General features: G+C 76.0%; 17 protein-coding genes and 1 pseudogene. 11 read left to right on the forward strand and 7 right to left on the reverse strand.

Features of this window, described 5'->3' with window-relative positions:
• The first annotated feature begins 61 nt into the window (after nucleotides 1-61).
• Together ACWEQL_RS00945 and ACWEQL_RS00950 are read left to right on the forward strand one after the other, a co-directional pair.
• Entirely contained in the window at nucleotides 62-1,024 is a 963-nt protein-coding gene (locus ACWEQL_RS00945; RefSeq protein WP_452147982.1) for an EamA family transporter, read from the forward strand.
• A gap of 94 nt (nucleotides 1,025-1,118) precedes the next feature.
• Entirely contained in the window at nucleotides 1,119-2,042 is a 924-nt protein-coding gene (locus ACWEQL_RS00950) for an NmrA/HSCARG family protein (RefSeq protein WP_452147983.1), read from the forward strand.
• On the opposite strand, the gene ACWEQL_RS00955 is transcribed toward ACWEQL_RS00950, so the two are convergent.
• The 3 genes from ACWEQL_RS00955 to ACWEQL_RS00965 all read right to left on the reverse strand — a co-directional run bounded on the left by ACWEQL_RS00955 (nucleotide 2,025) and on the right by ACWEQL_RS00965 (nucleotide 3,683).
• Nucleotides 2,025-2,588 (reverse strand): hypothetical protein, encoded by a 564-nt coding sequence (locus ACWEQL_RS00955; protein WP_452147984.1) that lies wholly within the window; start codon nucleotides 2,586-2,588, stop codon nucleotides 2,025-2,027. The genes ACWEQL_RS00950 and ACWEQL_RS00955 overlap by 18 nt on opposite strands.
• Nucleotides 2,589-2,809: 221 nt before the next feature.
• Nucleotides 2,810-3,406: a GNAT family N-acetyltransferase gene (locus ACWEQL_RS00960; RefSeq protein ID WP_452147985.1), complete on the reverse strand. Its 597-nt coding sequence runs from the start codon at nucleotides 3,404-3,406 to the stop codon at nucleotides 2,810-2,812.
• Between the two features lie 64 nt (nucleotides 3,407-3,470).
• Complete coding sequence (locus ACWEQL_RS00965; RefSeq protein WP_452147986.1) at nucleotides 3,471-3,683, reverse strand: DUF4287 domain-containing protein; 213 nt, start codon at nucleotides 3,681-3,683, stop codon at nucleotides 3,471-3,473.
• Between the two features lie 255 nt (nucleotides 3,684-3,938).
• On the opposite strand from ACWEQL_RS00965, the gene ACWEQL_RS00970 reads away from it, so the two are divergent.
• Nucleotides 3,939-4,943: a metallophosphoesterase gene (locus ACWEQL_RS00970; protein ID WP_452147987.1), complete on the forward strand. Its 1,005-nt coding sequence runs from the start codon at nucleotides 3,939-3,941 to the stop codon at nucleotides 4,941-4,943.
• A 50-nt stretch (nucleotides 4,944-4,993) separates the two neighbouring features.
• On the opposite strand, the gene ACWEQL_RS00975 is transcribed toward ACWEQL_RS00970, so the two are convergent.
• On the reverse strand, nucleotides 4,994-6,991 hold the full coding sequence (locus ACWEQL_RS00975) for a hypothetical protein (RefSeq protein ID WP_452147988.1): 1,998 nt from the start codon (nucleotides 6,989-6,991) through the stop codon (nucleotides 4,994-4,996).
• 75 nt (nucleotides 6,992-7,066) lie between these two features.
• Complete coding sequence (locus tag ACWEQL_RS00980; RefSeq protein ID WP_452147989.1) at nucleotides 7,067-7,777, reverse strand: histone deacetylase; 711 nt, start codon at nucleotides 7,775-7,777, stop codon at nucleotides 7,067-7,069.
• Nucleotides 7,778-7,987: 210 nt separating this feature from the next.
• On the opposite strand from ACWEQL_RS00980, the gene ACWEQL_RS00985 reads away from it, so the two are divergent.
• Together ACWEQL_RS00985 and ACWEQL_RS00990 are read left to right on the forward strand one after the other, a co-directional pair.
• Nucleotides 7,988-8,995, forward strand: coding sequence for a GlxA family transcriptional regulator (locus tag ACWEQL_RS00985; RefSeq protein WP_452147990.1), 1,008 nt, complete (start codon nucleotides 7,988-7,990; stop codon nucleotides 8,993-8,995).
• A 161-nt stretch (nucleotides 8,996-9,156) separates the two neighbouring features.
• Nucleotides 9,157-9,927, forward strand: coding sequence for an MBL fold metallo-hydrolase (locus ACWEQL_RS00990; protein ID WP_452147991.1), 771 nt, complete (start codon nucleotides 9,157-9,159; stop codon nucleotides 9,925-9,927).
• A 126-nt stretch (nucleotides 9,928-10,053) separates the two neighbouring features.
• On the opposite strand, the gene ACWEQL_RS00995 is transcribed toward ACWEQL_RS00990, so the two are convergent.
• Nucleotides 10,054-10,974 carry an aldo/keto reductase gene (locus ACWEQL_RS00995; protein ID WP_452147992.1) on the reverse strand — a complete coding sequence of 307 codons (921 nt, stop codon included), beginning with the start codon at nucleotides 10,972-10,974 and terminating at the stop codon, nucleotides 10,054-10,056.
• 1 nt (nucleotide 10,975) lies between these two features.
• The gene (locus tag ACWEQL_RS01000) at nucleotides 10,976-11,980 is read right to left on the reverse strand and encodes an NAD-dependent epimerase/dehydratase family protein (RefSeq protein WP_452147993.1); all 1,005 of its coding nucleotides are present in this window, start codon (nucleotides 11,978-11,980) and stop codon (nucleotides 10,976-10,978) included.
• An 88-nt stretch (nucleotides 11,981-12,068) separates the two neighbouring features.
• Between ACWEQL_RS01000 and ACWEQL_RS01005 the strand changes: the two genes are divergently transcribed.
• The 6 genes and pseudogenes from ACWEQL_RS01005 to ACWEQL_RS01030 all read left to right on the forward strand — a co-directional run.
• Nucleotides 12,069-12,977 carry a LysR family transcriptional regulator gene (locus ACWEQL_RS01005; protein WP_452147994.1) on the forward strand — a complete coding sequence of 303 codons (909 nt, stop codon included), beginning with the start codon at nucleotides 12,069-12,071 and terminating at the stop codon, nucleotides 12,975-12,977.
• Nucleotides 12,978-13,126: 149 nt separating this feature from the next.
• Nucleotides 13,127-13,315, forward strand: a complete 189-nt coding sequence (locus ACWEQL_RS01010; RefSeq protein ID WP_452147995.1) for a hypothetical protein — start codon at nucleotides 13,127-13,129, stop codon at nucleotides 13,313-13,315.
• A 55-nt stretch (nucleotides 13,316-13,370) separates the two neighbouring features.
• Nucleotides 13,371-14,186, forward strand: a complete 816-nt coding sequence (locus tag ACWEQL_RS01015; RefSeq protein ID WP_452147996.1) for a hypothetical protein — start codon at nucleotides 13,371-13,373, stop codon at nucleotides 14,184-14,186.
• 96 nt (nucleotides 14,187-14,282) lie between these two features.
• Nucleotides 14,283-14,906: a hypothetical protein gene (locus tag ACWEQL_RS01020; RefSeq protein ID WP_452147997.1), complete on the forward strand. Its 624-nt coding sequence runs from the start codon at nucleotides 14,283-14,285 to the stop codon at nucleotides 14,904-14,906.
• Nucleotides 14,903-16,654, forward strand: coding sequence for a M56 family metallopeptidase (locus ACWEQL_RS01025; protein ID WP_452147998.1), 1,752 nt, complete (start codon nucleotides 14,903-14,905; stop codon nucleotides 16,652-16,654). The genes ACWEQL_RS01020 and ACWEQL_RS01025 overlap by 4 nt, the downstream gene beginning before the upstream one ends.
• Before the next feature lie 21 nt (nucleotides 16,655-16,675).
• Nucleotides 16,676-16,957: pseudogene (locus ACWEQL_RS01030) on the forward strand (cupin domain-containing protein); the annotation flags it as partial.
• Between the last annotated feature and the right edge of the window lie 16 nt (nucleotides 16,958-16,973).

The raw sequence follows: 16,973 nt of genomic DNA on the forward strand, positions 1-16,973 counted from the left end.
GATCGGTGCGGTGACAAGCATGTGTTGGACTCATCGATCGCCGCCGGGTGGGATGGTCGGTATGACGAGTTCACCGGCGCGGCCGGCCGCTTCCGCCTCCCGCAGCGGCCGTGGAGCCGCCGCCTCCCGCAGCGGCCGTGGAGCCCCCGCCCCGCGCGGCCACCTGCCCCGCACCCTTCTGACGGCCCTCGCCCCGATGGCCTGGGGCACCACCTACGTCGTCACCACCGAACTCCTCCCGCAGGGGCACCCGTTGTTCGCGGGAGTCCTGCGCGCGCTGCCCGCCGGCCTGGTCGCGCTCGCCCTCGCCCGGACCCTGCCGCGGGGCGCCTGGTGGGGCAGGGCCGCCATGCTCGGCGTGCTGAACATCGGACTGCCCTTCCCCCTGCTGTTCGCCGCCGCCGAACGCCTGCCCGGTGGCGTCGCCGCCACGCTGGCCGCGGCCCAGCCGCTCGTCGTCGCCGTCCTGGCCGTGGCGGTGCTGGGCGAGGCGCTCTCCGCCTGGCGCCTCGCCTGGGGGGCGGCGGGCGTGCTCGGCGTCGGCCTGGTGGTGATCGGCCCGAACGCGGCGCTCGACCTCCTCGGTGTCGCGGCAGGCCTCGGGAGCGCCGCCTCGATGGCGTTCGGACTGACGCTCGTCAAACGGTGGGGACGCCCCGACGGGGCCGGGCCCACCGCCTTCGCGGGCTGGCAACTCACCGCGGGGGGAGTGTTCCTGGTGCCGGTCACCGCGATCGTCGAGGGGCCGCCGCCCGCGGTCGACGGGCACGCCGTGCTCGGCTACCTCTGGATGGGCCTGATCGGCGGCCTCGCCTCGTACGTCCTGTGGTTCCGCGGCATCGGCGGCCTGCCCGTCACCTCGGTGGCCGTGCTGGTGCTGCTGTCGCCGCTGGTCGCCGCGGTGCTCGGCGCCGTGCTGCTCGACCAGACCCTCGGGCCGGTCCAACTCCTGGGCTTCACAATCTCGTTGGCCGCGATCGTCGCCGGACAGCTCCCGGCGCCGACCCGCATCCGCCGCGCCTGACACCCCGCCGCGCCTGACACCCCGCCGCGCCTGACACCCTGCCACGCATGACGCCCCGCCGCGTCTGACACCCTCCATCGGAAGGAATCCAGCCATGACCGACCCCTCGACCCCGCCCGACCGTCGGACCGTCCTGGTCACCGGCGCGACCGGCGGCCAGGGCGGCGCCGTCGCCCGCAGCCTGCTCGCCGACGGCTGGACGGTCCGTGCCCTCGTCCGCGACCCGGACCGGCCGGCGGCCAGGCGACTCGCCTCACTCGGAGCCGAGTTGACCGTCGGAGACCTCGACCACCCGGGCTCCCTGCGCACCGCGGTGCAGGGCGTCGCCGGCGTCTTCAGCGTGCTGCCGGACCTGGCCGGTGACCACCCGTCGGTCGAGATACGGCGCGGCCGCGCCATCGCCGACGCCGCGGCGGAGGCGGCCGTCTCCCACCTGGTCCACAGCTCCGTCGGCGGAGCCGAACGCTCCACCGGCATCGCCCACTTCGAGACCAAGGCGACGATCGAGGCCCACCTCGACACCCTGGGCCTGCCCATGACCGTCCTGCGGCCGGTGTTCTTCATGGAGAACTGGCCGCACCTGCTGCCCGAACCGGCCGGTCATCGTCGCACCGCCGCGATCCCGCTCGACGCGGACACCCCGCTGCAGATGATCGCCCTGGCCGACATCGGCCGCATCGCCGCCGAGGCCTTCGCGAACCCCGCCGGGTACATCGGCAGCGCGACCGAGATCGCCGGCGACGAACTGACCGTACGCGAGATCGCCGCCACCTTCACCAGGGTCGACGGCGTCCCCACCCGTTTCACCCGCCGTCCGACCGCCGAACTCCGCTCCGAGGCCGAGGAGATGGCCGCCATGTTCGACTGGCTCAACACCCACGGCTACCGCGCCGACCTCCCCGCCCTCCGCGACCGCCACCCCTGGCTGCTCACCCTGGAGTCCTGGCTGCGCCGACGCCGCCGACAGGGCCGGCCGATGCGGGAAACCGGGGCGCTTCCCTCAGCCGGCCGGCGGTGACGGCTCCACCGGGGGAGGTTCGGGTGAGCGGTGGGCCCCGCGGGCGCTGAAATGGGCCAGGTGGTGGGTGATGCCGTCGCGCCGCAGCTCCATGGGCGGAGGATCGGTGACCAGGGGGGCCTGACCGGGTCGGCCGTCCACCCGGGCCCGGAGCTTCGGCGTGTTCCACGACCGTACCCAGCTCTCCGCCTGTTCCTGCGGCCACAGGTGGCGGGCGCCGAACTCCTTCTCCTCCCCGGGCTTCGCTCCGGTCAACGCACGCACCAGCGCCGGGCTGTAGACGGCACTGACCCGGAAGTTCGTCAGGAACCGGCTCCCGACGACGATCCGCGTGTAGCGACGGCCGGTACCCCGATGACGTCCGGCCACGATGACGTTCTCGCCGCCGTCGCCCCAGGCCGGGCGGGCGATCCACACCTTCGCCCCCGGCGCGAAGTGCCGCAGCCCCTCACGGATCTCCAGCCCGCCCTCGCCGTGGCCGGTCTCCCGGGCGACATTGGCCACGAGGCATACGCCCAGGGGCTCCGGTTCGGTTGCATCCGTCATGGCTGCCATGATCGCCCAAGTGCGGGTGTCGAGGCGCGGGAATTCCTCGGGGCCGGCCCCGAGGGTGTCGGGCGGCCGGGGCATCGTGCCGCCGGCCGCCTCGGATGCCACCGCGCGTCGGCCGTGGGACACGACGGGCTCGCCGCCCGTGACGGGGCGGCCGTGCCGGTCACGGCCGTCAACGGGTGGCGGTGACCGGCCCGTTCGGAGTGCGGCCTACCTCACCACGGTGAAGTGCCCGGAGCGGGGCGGGTGTTCGTGGCGATGTCGGGTATCGGTGCCGTCCACTCCTCGCGGAGGAGGCCGAAGAGGACCCGGTCGTGGTGGACGCCGGCGACGAGGGCGGCCTGGCGGCGGCGGCCCTCCTCGCGGAAGCCGGCACGGGTGAAGGCGCGGACGGCGCGTTCGTTGCCGCTCCAGGTGTCGAGTTCGAGGCGGCGCAGCGGGTAGGCGCCGAAGAGGTGGTCGACGAGCAGGCGCAGGGCCTCGGAGCCGTGGCCGCGGCCCCAGTGGGTCCGTTCGCCGATGGTGATGCCGAGGGTGGCGGTGCCGGTGTAGGGGTCGAGGTCGCGGTAATCGGCGAAGCCGATGGGGCGGCCGTCGGTGAGGTCCTCGACGGTGAGGACGGCGGCCTCGCGGGGCACCAGGCGAAGCATGGTGCCGAAGGCGATGTCGACGGCCTCGGCGGTGACGGGCCCCCAGCAGGGGTCGCCGGCGGCGGCGAGGCGGACGACCTCGGGGTCGTTGCGCCAGCGCAGGTGGTGTTCGGCGTCGTCCGCGTGCAGGGCGCGCAGCCGGACGAGGGTGCCTTCGAGCATGGTTCGGTTCCTGAGGGTGTCGGAGTGTGCGGGGCGGTGCGGGCCGGTGCGGTCGTGCCGGGGCTCAGCCGGCCGGGTTCTCGGCGAGGGTGTGGGCGACGAGGGCGTTGGCGTGGCCGTGGCCGAGGCCGTGCTCGGTCTTGAGCCAGGTGACCAGCTCCATGTGCCGGGTGAGCGGGGAGGAGCGGATGAGCTCCTTCCAGTGCTCGACGGGGTGGCCGTACTTCTTCTCGATGGAGGGGAAGTAGCTGGCGGGACCGGGTTTGGTGGCGGCCATGTCGGGGCTCCGTTCGGTGAGGCGGGGTCAGGCACGTTCGGACGAGGTGAGGTTACGTGAGGTTACGTGAGGTGCGGTGCGGGCGGACGGGTTCAGGCCGGCTGGTAGGTGAGGTCCAGGACGCCGCTGGAGTGGGCAACCGGCCGGCACGGCGCCCTGACCTGCCGCGGAGGGGGCGCATCCCGGGGCCCGCACCCCGCCGGCCTGCGGAAATCCCTTGGCGCGCCCGGTCCGGGTGTCCCTACCATCGCGGGCATGGGGCGGACCATCATCATCGGCGACATCCACGGCTGCTACGACGAACTGCTCGACCTCCTCGACCTGGTCGAACTCCGCCCGGAGGACCTGCTGGTCAGCGTCGGGGACCTCGTCGACCGCGGGCCGAAGCCCGGCGAGGTGGTGCGGTTCTTCCGGGAGCGGGCGAACTCCGTGGTGGTCATGGGCAACCACGAGCGCAAGCACGTGCGCGGGGTCCTCTCCTACGCCCAGGAGATCACCCGCCTGCAGCTCGGCGCCGCGTACGAGGAGAGCGTCGAGTGGATGCGGACGCTGCCGTACTCCTTCGAGAACGAGCACGTCCGGGTCGTCCACGCCGCGATGCTGTCCGGGGTGCCCCTGGGCGAGCAGCGGGAGGAGGTCCTCTGCGGTTCGACGCGGGGCGAACGGGAGCTGGCGGCGGCCTTCCCGGACGGGCACTGGCACGACCACTACACCGACGCCAAGCCGGTGGTCTTCGGCCACCACGTCACCGGCCGGGAGCCGATGATCCGCGACGGGCGGGTCTTCGGCCTCGACACCGGCGCCTGCCACGGCTGGAACCTCACCGCCCTGTGCGTGCCCGGCTTCACCGTCCACGCCGTCCAGGCGCGCGCCGACCACTGGGCGGACGCCCGGCGCCGGTGGCAGCTGCCCGTCCTCAGGTCCCGGCCCTGGCAGGACTCCACCTGGGAGGACCTGGACCGGACGATCGACCGGCACACCACGTCCACCGACCCCGCCACCGTCGACTGGCTGCGCTCGCTCCGGGCCTGGGCCGCGGAGCTGCGGTCCGCCCTCCCCGCCCTGCTCGCCGCCGCCCACCACGCCGCCGAGGGCCTCACCACGGACGAGCTGCGCCACCACCCGGCCGCCAAGCTGCTGTTCCAGGCCCACCACGGCCGCCTGGACCTCACCACCCTCACCCGGCACTGCCCGACGCCCCGCCGCACCCTCACCCTCGCCACCGCCCTCGGCGTCCCCCTGGCGCAGCCCCCGGCCTGAGCCTCAGCCGGCTCCCGCACGGGGATCCCGAGGGGCGCGCTCCGGTGGTGTCAGGCCGGGAGGGGGAGGTCGCAGGCGGTGAGCAGGTCCGTGATGGCGGCGCGGATGGCCTCGTCGTCGGCGAAGCCGCGCCAGCCGCCGCTGGTGCGCAGCCGCTGGTCGAGGGGCAGGAGGCCGCCGAGCAGGTGGGCGGCGGGCCGGGCGGGCCAGCCGATGCGGGTGAGGTGGCGGACGGCGGGGAAGGCGACCGGGAGGAGCCGGCCGTGGGGCAGGACCCGGACGGCGGCGGTGAGGGCGGGGACGGCGGTGTCGGTGTCGCCGGTGGCGGTCCAGAGGGCGTGCGCCGCCTCAGCACTGGTCCAGGGGTCGTCGACGGCCGTCAGAGCGCGGAGCGGGTCGGCGTACGGGGCGGCGAGCGGGCCGAGCTCGGAGATCATCCGCAGGGCCGGGTGCGGGACCCGGCGTGCGTCGGCGAGGTGTCCGAAGACCTCCAGGAGGGGCCCGGGCTCGCCGCCGACCTTCCAGGACGCCCAGGCCGCGAGCTCGGGCCAGGTCGTGCCGGTGCCCGTGCGGGCCAGCAGCGCGTCGCGGGCACCGGCGCCGGCCGGTCCGATCGCGGCGAGCGCCTGTGCGGCGGCCGCCCAGCTCCGGTCGTGGTCCAGGAGGGCGATCAGCCGGGGGACCATCGCCGCCGAGGCCGGGCCCCATTGCGCGAGCACCTCGCAGAGCCGGCCGACCGCGGGGTCGTCCGGGGCGGCGGCGTCGAGCCGTGCCGTGATCGCGGGCAGGAGCTCCCGCGCGTGGTCGGCGAGCGGGCCCAGCGCCTCGTGGAGGCCGGGGAGGACGGCGTAGTGCCAGTCGGACACGGGGTAGTGGCCGGAGATCCAGTTCCAGGAGCCCGCCCGCTCGGCGGCCACCGCCTCGACGAGGCCCGGCAGGCAGCGCGGATCGTTCATCCGGGCCAGCGCCCAGACGGCGGCCTCGGCGACCTGTTCCTGCCGGCGGGGGGCCCGGGCGACGCGATCGTCGAGCAGGGCGGCGACCTCGTCTGCGTGGGCGGCCGCGGCCGGGCCGAGGCAGGCCAGCAGCTCGACCGCCAGGAAGCGGACGTCCGGGGCGGGATCGTCCAGCCGGGCGGCGATCGCGGGCAGCAGGGCGGTGCCCGATGAGCGCCGGCGGGACAGCAGACCGCCCGCCACCGCCAGTGCGCCTTCGCGCTGCTCGGGGTCGGGGTGGTCGCGCAGCAGGCCGAGGGCGAAGGTGGTGGACGGCCCGTCGAGGAGGGCACCCGTCCATCGGTGGACGCCCGGCGGGCCGGTCGTCACGCTGCTGGTGCCCCGCCACAGGTCGACGCTCGGGTCCCGGACCGCCTCCAGCAGCTGGTCGAGCCGTCGCGCGGGGAGCTCCGGGTCGGTCGGGGCGAGCGCGTGCACGGCGGCCAGCCGGGTCTGCGGCTCCGGGTCGTCCAGTCGGCCGCGCAGCAGGTCGAGGGCCTCGGCGGCGCTCGCCTGGGCGGGCGCGCGTCCGGCCGCCCGGCCGAGGGCGAGGAGCAGGTCGAGGCGGGTGACCGGGTCGGTCTCGGCCGCCAGGGCGCGCAGCAGGGCGGGCAGGACGAGGCCGGCCGGGCCGTCGGCGAGGCCGAGGATGTGGGCGGCGTCGCGCCGGATCTCGGCGACCGGGTCGGCCAGCAGGGCGAGGACGTCCGGCAGGGCGCGGTCCCAGGCCGTGGGCCACTCGGGGTCCAGCCAGCGTCCGGTGACCGACCCGGCCTCCTCGGCGAGGCTGCGCACCAGCTCCAGCGTCACCCGGCGGGTGGGGAGCGCGGTGTCCGGCGCGGCGGCCAGGCGCAGCAGGAAGGGCAGCGCGGCCGTGGCCGCGGGGCAGATCCAACCCCCCTGGTGGAAGAGGTTGTTGAGCAGGTCGTACGCCGCGTCGACGGCGTCGTCCTCCGGCCCGGCGCAACGGCGCAGCAGCCCGGGTACGTCGTCGGCGTCACCGTAGTGGTGCTCCAGCGCCGCCCAGGCGATCTCGTCGAGTCCCTCCCACATGGCGGTGACCCTACCGGGAGAACCGCCGCCGCCGGCACCGGGTTTCCCCGCCTCAGGGGTGAGGGGCGGTGGAGGTCAGCCGCCCTCGGCCGGGGGCCGCAGGGCGCGCAGGACGGTCTCGGTGGTCCAGTGGCCGGCCGCGCCGGGGCGGGTGGCGAGGTAGCGGGCGGAGCGTGCCACCGGCCAGTCGTGGGCCTCGGCGAGGCCGCCGGCGACGTTGCGCAGATAGGTGGGGCTGGGCGCGTTCAGTTCGGCGTCGGGGAGGGCGACCGGCGCGGTGAAGGTGCAGACGGGGACGTCGTCGATGGTGCCGGGGCAGACCAGCGTCTGGTAGCGGCCGGGGCCGAGCCGGTCGCGGCCGGTGGCGAGCGTCCGGGTCAGGTCGAGGTCGGTGCCGGGGGCCCGGTGCATCTCCTGGGCGGCGAGGTCGCTGAACTGCCCGGCGGTGAGCAGGTACGCCCGGGCGGGCATCTCGCCGGGTTGGGAGGGGTCGTAGAAGCCCGTGCCACCGGTCCAGACGAGGGATTCCAGGGCGAAGTACAGCAGGCCGGGCAGCAGCACCGGGACGGTCCGCCCGGGCAGCCGGCGGTCGCGGCAGCCGGGGTAGGTGCGGGCCCCGCCGACCGGGCGGCCGCCCTGGATGTAGCAGGCCAGCCGGTCGGCGCGCATGTTCGAGCCGTACGCCGCGTACCAGACCGGCGCGTCCGGGCCGCCGCCGACGGCGGGCCGTCGCGGGGTGATGCGGGCCACCGCACCGGTGCTGACGGTCGGCCGGATCTCGTTCACGGTGGACCACGCTATCCGGCGGGGCCCGTCCGGGACGGGTGCCCGGCCGGGCGCCGCCGCCCGGGGGAGCGGGGTGGTTGCCGCCACGCGGCACGGGGGCGGTTGCCGCCACGCGGCACGGCGGGGCCGGCGGGGCGCCGGACGGTCATGGCCGGATGTGACAGAAGCTGGTCATTGCGGACGCACCCGTTCCGGCGGAAGGATCGGGGCATGTCCCAACCCCGTACCGTCGTCATCGCCGCCTTCCCCGGCGTCGAGCTGCTGGAGGTGACCGGCCCGGCCGAGGTGTTCTCGGTGGCCTCCCGCGTGGTCGCCGGCGACGCCCCCGCCTACCGGGTGGAGATCGCCGCCCCGCGGGCCGGTGTGCTGCCCACGGCCGCCGGCGTCTCCCTCGTGGCCCACCGCTCGCTGGACCAGGTGCGCCCCGGCACGGACACCCTGCTGGTGGCCGGCGGGATGGACCTCGCCGGCGGCCGGTTCGAGGCCGTCGTCGAGCCCGAGGTGGTGACCTGGCTCGCCGGGGCGGCGCCGTCCGCGCGGCGCGTCGGCGGGGTCTGTGCCGGGGTGCACATGCTGGCCGCGGCCGGGCTCCTGGACGGCCTCCCGGCCACCACCCACTGGCTCACCGCCGGCCGACTCGCCGACCGGCACCCGGAGATCGCTGTCGACCCCGAGCCGATCTTCATCCGGGCCGGACGGATCTGGACCTGCGCAGGGGTCACCGCGGCCCTGGACCTCGCCCTGGCGATGGTCGCCGAGGACCACGGCCCGGCCGTCGCGCTGGACGCCGCCCGCGCGATGGTCATGTACGTCAAACGGCCCGGCGGGCAGAGCCAGTTCAGCGTGCCGCTGGCGCTCCAGGGGGCCCTGCGCGGGGCGTCCGACGACCGCATCGAGGCGCTCTGCCGGTGGATCGACGAGAACCTCGCCCGGGAGCTCTCGGTCGAGTCCATGGCCGCCCATCTCCACCTGAGCGTGCGGCACTTCGCCCGGCTGTTCCGGCAGCGGACCGGCCGGACGCCGGCCGACTACGTGGAGGCGGTACGCCTGGAGGCGGCCCGGCGGCTGCTGGAGGACTCCGAGCGGGGTCTGCCGGAGGTGGCCGCCGCCAGCGGGCTCGGCTCCGTGGAGACGCTCCACCGGGCCTTCCGCCGCCGGCTGAACACCACCCCGGCCGAGTACCGGCGCCGGTTCCGCACACACCCGGCCGCCCGCTGAGCCACCGGCCCGGCCGTTCCCTCATCCCTCGTTCCCCTCAGCTCACCCCCGTTCCCCTCAGCTCACCCCCGTTCACAGGGCCGCCCGCCGGCCCTGCCCCCGGCGTGCCCGCGCACGACCGGTCACCCCCCCCACGCCCGCACTCACGCAGGAGAACTCCCGTGTCCCGTACGAAGGTCATCGCCATCCCCGTCCTGGGGCGGCACGCCGTCAACGCCTATCTGCTGCTCGGCCGGCACCCGGTCATCGTCGACGCCGGCACCCCCGGCAGCGGCGCGCGGATCGTCGAGCGGGTCGCCGCGCACGGCGTCGACCCGCAGGACGTCCGCCTCGTCGTGGTCACCCACGGCCACATCGACCACTACGGCTCCGCGGCCGAGCTGCGCCGCCTCACCGGCGCCCGGATCGCCGGACACGTCGCCGACCTCGCCCCCTACCGTTCCGGCCGGGCCCGGCTGCCGTACCTGCCGACCGGGCCGATGGGCCGGCTGATGGCCCGCAGCCCGAAGCTGTACGAGAGCGCCGAGCCCTTCGAACCCGACCTCCTGGTGGACGGGCGGACCTCCCTCGCGGACTTCGGCGTCGAGGGGAACATCGTGCCCACCCCGGGGCACACGGCCGGTTCGGTCTCCGTCCTCACCGACGACGGCGACCTGGTGGCCGGCGACCTCGTCGCCAACTCCTTCATGGGCCTCATCACCGGGCGTCCCGCCAACCCGCCGTTCCACGACGACCCGCTCGCCAACCTGGCCAGCCTGCGGTCGATGCTGGCCCTGGGCCCGACCCGGCTCCACGTCGGCCACGGCACGCCGCTCGACCCCGCCCGGGTGGAGCGCTGGGCCGTCGCCGAGCAGCGCCGGCTGGAGCGGCGGGCCGCCCGCGGACGGCTGCGCGTCAGGCCCCGGGAGCAGGAGACGGCGGACCGGGCCTGAGCACGACCGGGTTCGAGCGTGCCGGGCCGCGCCTCAGGACTGGTCCCAGGCGTCGACCGTCAGGAACCGGTCGGCGGGCAGCGCGGCGATCCGTTCGGGGAACACCCGCGCCCGGGCGGGAGCGGCCTACGCCGGGGGCGGGGTGAGCGGCGCCGAGAGCGCCGCCATCTCCTCCGCGTCCAGGGTGAGTTCGGCCGCCCGGGCCGAGTCCCGGATGCTGGCGGGCCGCCGGGCGCCGGGGATCGGCACGATGGCGGGGGAGTGGGCGAGCAGCCAGGCGAGCGCGACCCGCTGGGGCGAGACCCCGCGCTCGGCGGCGATGTGGTGGAACGCGTCGGGCTGGCTGCCTGCGGTGCCCGGGTTGTTCGGAAGACCGTCGCCGGGCCCGTCGAGGACGCTCCGGGAGATCCCGCCGAGCGGGCTCCACGGGAGGAAGGCCAGCCCCAGCCTCTCGCTGAGCCGCAGTTCGGGTTCGGCGTCGCGGACGGCGGGGGAGAACCGGTTCTGCACGGAGACCAGCGCGGGGCCGAGGATCTCGCGGGCCTCCAGGATCTGCGCCGTGTCGACGTTGGAGACGCCGGCGGCGCGGATCATCCCGGCGTCCAGGAGCCCGCGCAGCGCGCCCACGGACTCCGCCCACGGCACCCGCGGGTCGGGCTTGTGCAGTTGGTACAGGCCGATCTCCTCGACCCCCAGGCGCCGCAACGAGCCCTCGCAGGCCCGCCGCAGGTGCTCCGGGCGCCCGTCGACGGTCCAACTCCCGTCGCCGGGCCGCCCGCGGCCGCCCTTGGTCGCGACCAGGACGCCGGCACGCTCGGCCGCGGAGCGTCCGGCCAGCGCGCGGGCCACCAACTCCTCGTTGTGGCCGACCTCCCCGGAGTCCCGGTGGTACGAGTCGGCGGTGTCCAGCAGGGTCACCCCGGCGTCGAGCGCGGCGTGCAGGGTGGCGAGGGCGGCCTCGCGATCGGGGCGGCCCTCGACCGAGAGCGGCATCGCGCCGAGTCCGATCGCGCCGACCGTCGCGGTGCCGATGGTGCGCTGAAACATGTCAGAGTGTCCATTCGTCGGATCGGACGAGGGCGGCCGCCTCGTCGACCGCGCCGGGCAGCCACCGGGCGAGCGGCGAGAAACGCAGCCCCAGACCGACGGCCCGGCGGTTGTCCATCGGGTACCAGCGGTCGAAGGAGAACGGCGAGGCCGCCTCACCCTCCTCCACGACCCGGTAGCGGGCGGTGGTGCCGAGCCGTTCGGCGACCGCCTCGCAGAGCCCGCGTACGTCGAGCGCCTCCGGCGAGCAGGCGTTGACCGGCCCCACGGCCGTGGACGCGGCGACCCGGAGCAGCGCGGCGGCGATCTCCTCGTGGTGGACGAAGGAGGTCGGCCGCGGCTCCCGGTGCACGGGGACGGGCTCACCGGCCTCGATCAGCCGCGTGTAGTGGGCGAGCCGCCCGGTGAAGTCCTGCGCGCCGCCGCCCAGCACGTGCGCGCTGCGCACGCTCGCCCAGGGGAACGTCGCGTCCCGGGCCAGCACCGCCTCCGCCTGCCGCTTGCCCTCGGCGTAGCGGGCCGCCTCGTCCAGGCCGAACCGCTCGGCCAGGGCCGCCGGATCGTGCCACGGCAGGGCCGGGTCGACCGGGACCAGCGCCGGGTCGACGGCCTCCTCGGGCACCGGGACGCCCGCCTCGGTGCGGAGCGCGGGTGAGGTCGCCGGGTCGTACACCTCCATGGTCGAGGTCATCACGTACCGGCGGGTGCGGCCCGCGAAGACCCGGGCGGCCACCACGGCGTCGGCCGGCGTGTACAGCACCTGGTCGATCACCGCGTCGAAGGTGCGCCCGCCCAGCGCCGCGGAGAGCGCGGCCTCGTCCGAGCGGTCGGCGCGGACGTGGTCGACGCCGGGCGGCGGCGGGGTGGAGCCGCGGTTGACGACGGTGACGCGGACGCCGAGGTCCAGCAGCAGGGTGACCAGGTGCTGCCCGAAGTACCGGCTGCCACCGATCACGCAGACCTCCCGCAGGACGTCCCCGGGCTCGTTCGAAGGGGGGTTTCTCATGGCCACCACTCTGTCGGCCTATAGTCGCCAGCGGAACTGACGACCTGCTGAAGCAGTGTTAAGCGGAACTGTTGACCGGGGGAACGACATGATCGACGTACGACGGCTGACCGTGCTCCAGGCGGTGGCCGACCACGGCAGCTTCAATCGTGCCGCCGCGGCCCTGCTGCTCACTCCCTCCGCCGTCTCCCAGCAGATCGCCGCCCTCGAACGGGGCCTGGGCGCGCCGGTGGTCGTCCGCTCCACCCGCGGCGTACGGCTGACCGAGGCCGGGCGGGTGCTGGTCGAGGCGGCCGAGGCGGTCGGCGCCGAACTGCGGCACGCCCAGGAGCAGATCGGCCGGCTCGGCGCCGACCGGCCCCGGCTGACCCTGGTCACCTTCACGACCGGCGGACGGCACCTGCTGCCGGCCGTCCTCACCCGGTTCGCCGCCGAGCACCCCGAGGTCGAACTGCGCATCCTGGAACGGGAACCGGAGGACAGCCTGCCGATGGTCCGGGAGGGCGCCGCCGACCTCGCCCTCGCCTACCACTACGACGGACTGCTGCCCGTCCTGCCAGGGGACCGCTCCGGCCTCGACTGGACCCCGCTCATCGACGACCCGTTCTCGGTGGCCCTGCCGGCCGGCCACCGCCTGACCGGCCGGACCGGCGTGGAACTGGCCGAACTCGCCGACGAACGCTGGGTGCTGGGTTGTTTGAAGACCGAGGCCTTCCTGCGCCGCTTCGCCGCCGCGGCCGGCTTCGAGCTCCGGGTGGCGGGCTCCACCACCGACTACTTCTTCGCCCGCTCGCTGGTCGCCGCCGGCGTCGGGGTCTCGCTCGTCCCGCAGGTCGGGCTCGACCCCGAACTGCCCGGTACGCTCGTCCTCCCGGTGGCCCCGCCGCGCCCCGCCCGCCACTTCGGGCTCGCCCTCGCCCGCCGTCGCCGCACCCAGCCGTACGCCGACACGCTCGCCCGGATGCTCCGGGACCACGCCGCCTCGCTCACCGGGTGAACCGGGTGAACCGGGCCGTCGTCCGGAGCGGCACCGTGGCCTCCACAGGGCCGCGGCGAAACCGGGTTGATCGAACGGACGGCTGGCTCTACGCTGCCCGAGGCCGACCCGGCCGCATGCGAACCCTTACCGACACCGGAGGTCCTGCCGTGGAGTTGAGCAACCGTCACGCCGCCCTGATCGGCGCCGCCACCGCCGCCCTCGCCGCCGCGGCCGTCGTGGGCGCCGCCACCGTCGAGCCGCCCGCCGCCGCGCCCACCGGCATCGTCGTCGAGGCCCACATGGAGGTGGTCACCGCCCCGGCGGACCTCGCCGTCGCGGACCACATGGGGATCTGACGTCCCCCGGGGCCGGCCGCACCCGCACACCGGTGCCGACGAGGTAGCGAGGACCATGACCACCACCCCTCCGACGCGGCCGGCCCCGGACGGCGGACCGGCGGGCGACCCCACCGCCCGGCTCGTCACCGAGACCGCCGAACGCCTGATCCGGCTCTGGGAGCGGCACGGCGAGCTGCGCCACCCCGGCTGGGGCCGGTCCTTCCGCCCGCTCGCCGACCTGCTGCCCGAGCGGGACGTCGAGTTCGCCGCGCACAACCCGCAGATGGTGCCGCTGCTCTGGTACCCCGCGCTGCGCCGCGAGGCCGGCGGCGGCCGGATGGTGATCGACGTGTTCGACCACCTGCCCGCCGAGCTCGGGGCACCCCTGCCACGACGGCAGGAGCTCTCGCGCGTCTTCAGCTGGGCGCTGGCCTCGCGCACCGCCGTCGACTGGACCGCCGGGTGCCTGGACGGGCGCGGACTGCTGGAGGTGGGCGCGGGCAGCGGCTACTGGGCCTCGCTGCTGCGTGCCCGGGGCCTCGACGTGCTGGCCACCGACGCGGAGGCCCGGCCCGGCCACAACGGCTGGACCAACCGTTTCCGGTTCACCGACGTCCGCGCCGGCCTCGCCGCCGAGGACGCCGCCGCCCACCCCGACCGGGTCCTCGCCCTGCTCTGGCCCCCGCACCGCGACCCGATGGCCGTCGACACCCTCCGCGCCTACCGGGGCCCCGCCCTGCTCTACCTCGGCGACCGCCCCGGCGGACTCTGCGCCGACGACGCCTTCTTCGCCGAACTGGCCGCCCGCTGGCGCCCGGTCTCCCGCTGCCCGCTCGCCCTGCGCTGGCTCGGCAACCATGACACGGCCACCTGCTACGTCCGCCGCTGACCGAGTCGGGCCGACTCGGTCCGACTCGACCCTGCGGTAACACCCGGGCCCGCGAAAGCTCTTGACGGATGGTCAGGAGATCGGAATCCTCGCCCCATGGCGAAGGATCGCAGTGCCGACGAACTGGTGACCCGTCTCGCCCGGGCGGCCGTCGCCGAGCTGGCGCCGGCCGAACTGGAGCTGTTCGAGGAGACCAGCGCCGCCTACTTCTCCGCCCCCGCCGCCGTGCGCGGGACGGCCGCCAGGCCCGAGCCGCTGGGCATGGGGGTGGAGCTGGTCGAGGCCGTGCTCAGCGGGGTGGCACTCTCGGTGGCGACCGAGGTGGTCACCCGGCTGGGGCTGCGCGCGGCCGGCGGCGTCGGGCAGCGGCTGCGGCCCCGTCTGTCCAGGGTGTTCCGGCGCTCCCGACCCGCCGTGGCGGACGGGCCCGACCCGGCCGCCGGTCCCGCGCCGCTCGCCGCGCTCGGCCCGGCGGAGACGGTGACGCTGCGCCGGGTCGCCGTCGACCGGGCCAGGGCGCTCGGACTCGACGAGGCGCGGTCGGGCCTGCTCGCGGACGCCATCCTCGGCGCACTCGCCGCCGGGGCCGCCGACGCCGCCGCGACACCGGCCGCACCCGCGGCAGGCTCCGGCACGGCCCCGCCCGCCGGCACGACCTCGCCCGCCGGCACGGGTGGCGGCCCGGACGGGCGGCCGGGGCCGGCCGTCGAAGGGTCGTGAGCACACCGGGGCACGGCCGGGCGGTACGGCCGAACCCCTTCGCCGTCCCCTCGGGCACCTCGTTCCGGTTCGGGCTGCTGATCGTCGCCGTGACCGCCGCCGTCCTCACCAACGGCATCGCGCTGACCGCCTATCCGGTCTCCCGGTTCGACGACTTCCGCGACGAGGACCGGCCCGCCTACCACGACTGCATGCGCGCGCTCCTCGCCGACGCGCAGGCCGGCCGGCCGACACCGGAGGACTGGAACGGCCACTGCCACGGGCCCTCCCCGCTGCTGGAGTCGTTCGGCGAGCTCATCGCGCTGGCGCTGTTCTGGCTGGTGGTGCTGGCCTGCTGGTGGCTGCGGCCGGGCCTGCGGATCCGCCGCCGCGGACTGCGGCCCTTCCCGGCCGCCGCCAAGCCGCGCGAGGCCGCCGAACTGGCCGCGCTGGCACGGCTCTCGGGGGTCGCCGGACGCGTCGAGTTCCTGGTGGACCACCTGGACCCGACGGTCACCGGGCTGGCGTTCGGACGCCCCGGCCGCCGCTACGTCGTGCTCAGCCGGGGACTGCTCGCCCACCGCGCCACCGACCCCGCGGCGTACCGGGCGGTGGTCCTCCACGAGCTCGCCCACACGCGCAACCGCGATCTCGACATCACCTTCATCACCGATTCGGCCTGGCGGGTCTACCTGCTGGGGGTCTTCGTCCCGGCCGTCTTCTCCCTGCCGCTGACGCCGCTGCTCGCCGAGTACACCCCCGTCCCGGCCGCCTCGTACCTGTGGGACCTGTGGCAGCTGACCCTGCTCGCCGTGCTCGTCCCGCTCGCCCGCAACTCGGTGCTGCGCAGCCGGGAACTGCACGCGGACGCCCGCGCGGCCCGGTACCCCGGCGCGGCCGAGGGCCTGACCGCCGTCCTCGCCGCCGAACGCCCACGCGGGACCCCGCCCGCGTTCGGGGCCCGACCCGCGTCCGGGACCGCTGCTCCGGCTCCGGAGCCGGCCCCGGAGCCGGAGCTGCCGGACGTCCTGTCCACGCACCCGTCGCCGAGGACCCGCCTGGCCGCGCTGGCCGATCCGGGCCGGCTGTTCGCCTTCGGTCCCCGGACGGCCTTCGCCCTGGGCCTGGCCGGCTGCCTGGCCAGGGACGGGGTCACCACGCTGACGGCCATGGTCCTGCCGGACACCGTCGGCCCGCCGGCCCTGCTGCCACTGGCGCTGGTGCTCGGCGCCGGGCTCGCCTTCGGGGTCTGGCGGGGCACGCTCGCCGCCGTGCTGACCGCCCGTCGGTGGAACGCCCGTGGCGTGGGCCCGGGCTTCGGCCTGGGGCTCGCCGTCGGCACCCTCGGCGCCAACCGCAACCTGCTCGGGACCGTCGCCGAGGCCTCGTTCGCGGTCCAGGCCGCGTGGTTCGCGGGCTTCGCCGTCCTCGGCCACCTCTACACCCGGTGGCTCGCCCGGCTGGTCCGGGCGTGGGCACCGGCCGCCGTCCTCGCCGCCCGCCCGGCGGTCGTCACGGTCGGCACCGCCGTCCTCGCCGTGCTGGTGCTGGACGTGCTGCTCAGCCACATGTTCGCCGTGGTGGTGACCGGTTCGCTGCGGCCGGGCCTCACCGCCCCGCCGGTCCTGCTGGTGGCCCTCCTGGCCGCCGCCGTGGCCGCGCCCCTGCTGGGCGGCCCGGTGAGCCGCCGGATGCCCGTGGACCGGGCCGCCGTCGAGCGTTTCCTCCTCAGCCACCCGCACCGACCGCCGGAGCCGCCTCCGCCGTGAGCGGACGGCGCCGGACCGCACCACCACGACCGCTCCACCGAGGCGTTCTTCATGCTGGAGGGCGCCGTCCGGTTCCTGCCGGCCGGCCCGGAGGCCGTCCGCACCGAGACGGTGACCGCCGGCGGGCTGGTCGTCGTCCCGCCGGGCGCGGTGTACGCCTTCGGCGCCGCCCCGGACCGGAACGCGGACCTGCCGGTGGTGCTCACCCCCGGCATCGAACGCTTCGGGTGCTTCCGCGCCCTCGGCCGGGTCCGCCGCGGCGAGGAACCCTTTGCAAGCCTGCTGCCCCACCAGGGCCGCTAAGATGTCCACTTCGCCG

Source organism: Kitasatospora sp. NPDC004240 (assembly GCF_053603215.1).

What these genes read in the sequence shown, in the direction of transcription:
- ACWEQL_RS00945 (WP_452147982.1), top strand. Translation starts at nt 62, where the DNA reads ATGACGAGTTCACCGGCGCGGCCGGCCGCTTCCGCCTCCCGCAGCGGC.
- ACWEQL_RS00950 (WP_452147983.1), top strand. Translation starts at nt 1,119, where the DNA reads ATGACCGACCCCTCGACCCCGCCCGACCGTCGGACCGTCCTGGTCACC.
- ACWEQL_RS00955 (WP_452147984.1), bottom strand. Translation starts at nt 2,588, where the DNA reads ATGACGGATGCAACCGAACCGGAGCCCCTGGGCGTATGCCTCGTGGCC.
- ACWEQL_RS00960 (WP_452147985.1), bottom strand. Translation starts at nt 3,406, where the DNA reads ATGCTCGAAGGCACCCTCGTCCGGCTGCGCGCCCTGCACGCGGACGAC.
- ACWEQL_RS00965 (WP_452147986.1), bottom strand. Translation starts at nt 3,683, where the DNA reads ATGGCCGCCACCAAACCCGGTCCCGCCAGCTACTTCCCCTCCATCGAG.
- ACWEQL_RS00970 (WP_452147987.1), top strand. Translation starts at nt 3,939, where the DNA reads ATGGGGCGGACCATCATCATCGGCGACATCCACGGCTGCTACGACGAA.
- ACWEQL_RS00975 (WP_452147988.1), bottom strand. Translation starts at nt 6,991, where the DNA reads ATGTGGGAGGGACTCGACGAGATCGCCTGGGCGGCGCTGGAGCACCAC.
- ACWEQL_RS00985 (WP_452147990.1), top strand. Translation starts at nt 7,988, where the DNA reads ATGTCCCAACCCCGTACCGTCGTCATCGCCGCCTTCCCCGGCGTCGAG.
- ACWEQL_RS00995 (WP_452147992.1), bottom strand. Translation starts at nt 10,974, where the DNA reads ATGTTTCAGCGCACCATCGGCACCGCGACGGTCGGCGCGATCGGACTC.
- ACWEQL_RS01000 (WP_452147993.1), bottom strand. Translation starts at nt 11,980, where the DNA reads ATGAGAAACCCCCCTTCGAACGAGCCCGGGGACGTCCTGCGGGAGGTC.
- ACWEQL_RS01005 (WP_452147994.1), top strand. Translation starts at nt 12,069, where the DNA reads ATGATCGACGTACGACGGCTGACCGTGCTCCAGGCGGTGGCCGACCAC.
- ACWEQL_RS01015 (WP_452147996.1), top strand. Translation starts at nt 13,371, where the DNA reads ATGACCACCACCCCTCCGACGCGGCCGGCCCCGGACGGCGGACCGGCG.
- ACWEQL_RS01020 (WP_452147997.1), top strand. Translation starts at nt 14,283, where the DNA reads ATGGCGAAGGATCGCAGTGCCGACGAACTGGTGACCCGTCTCGCCCGG.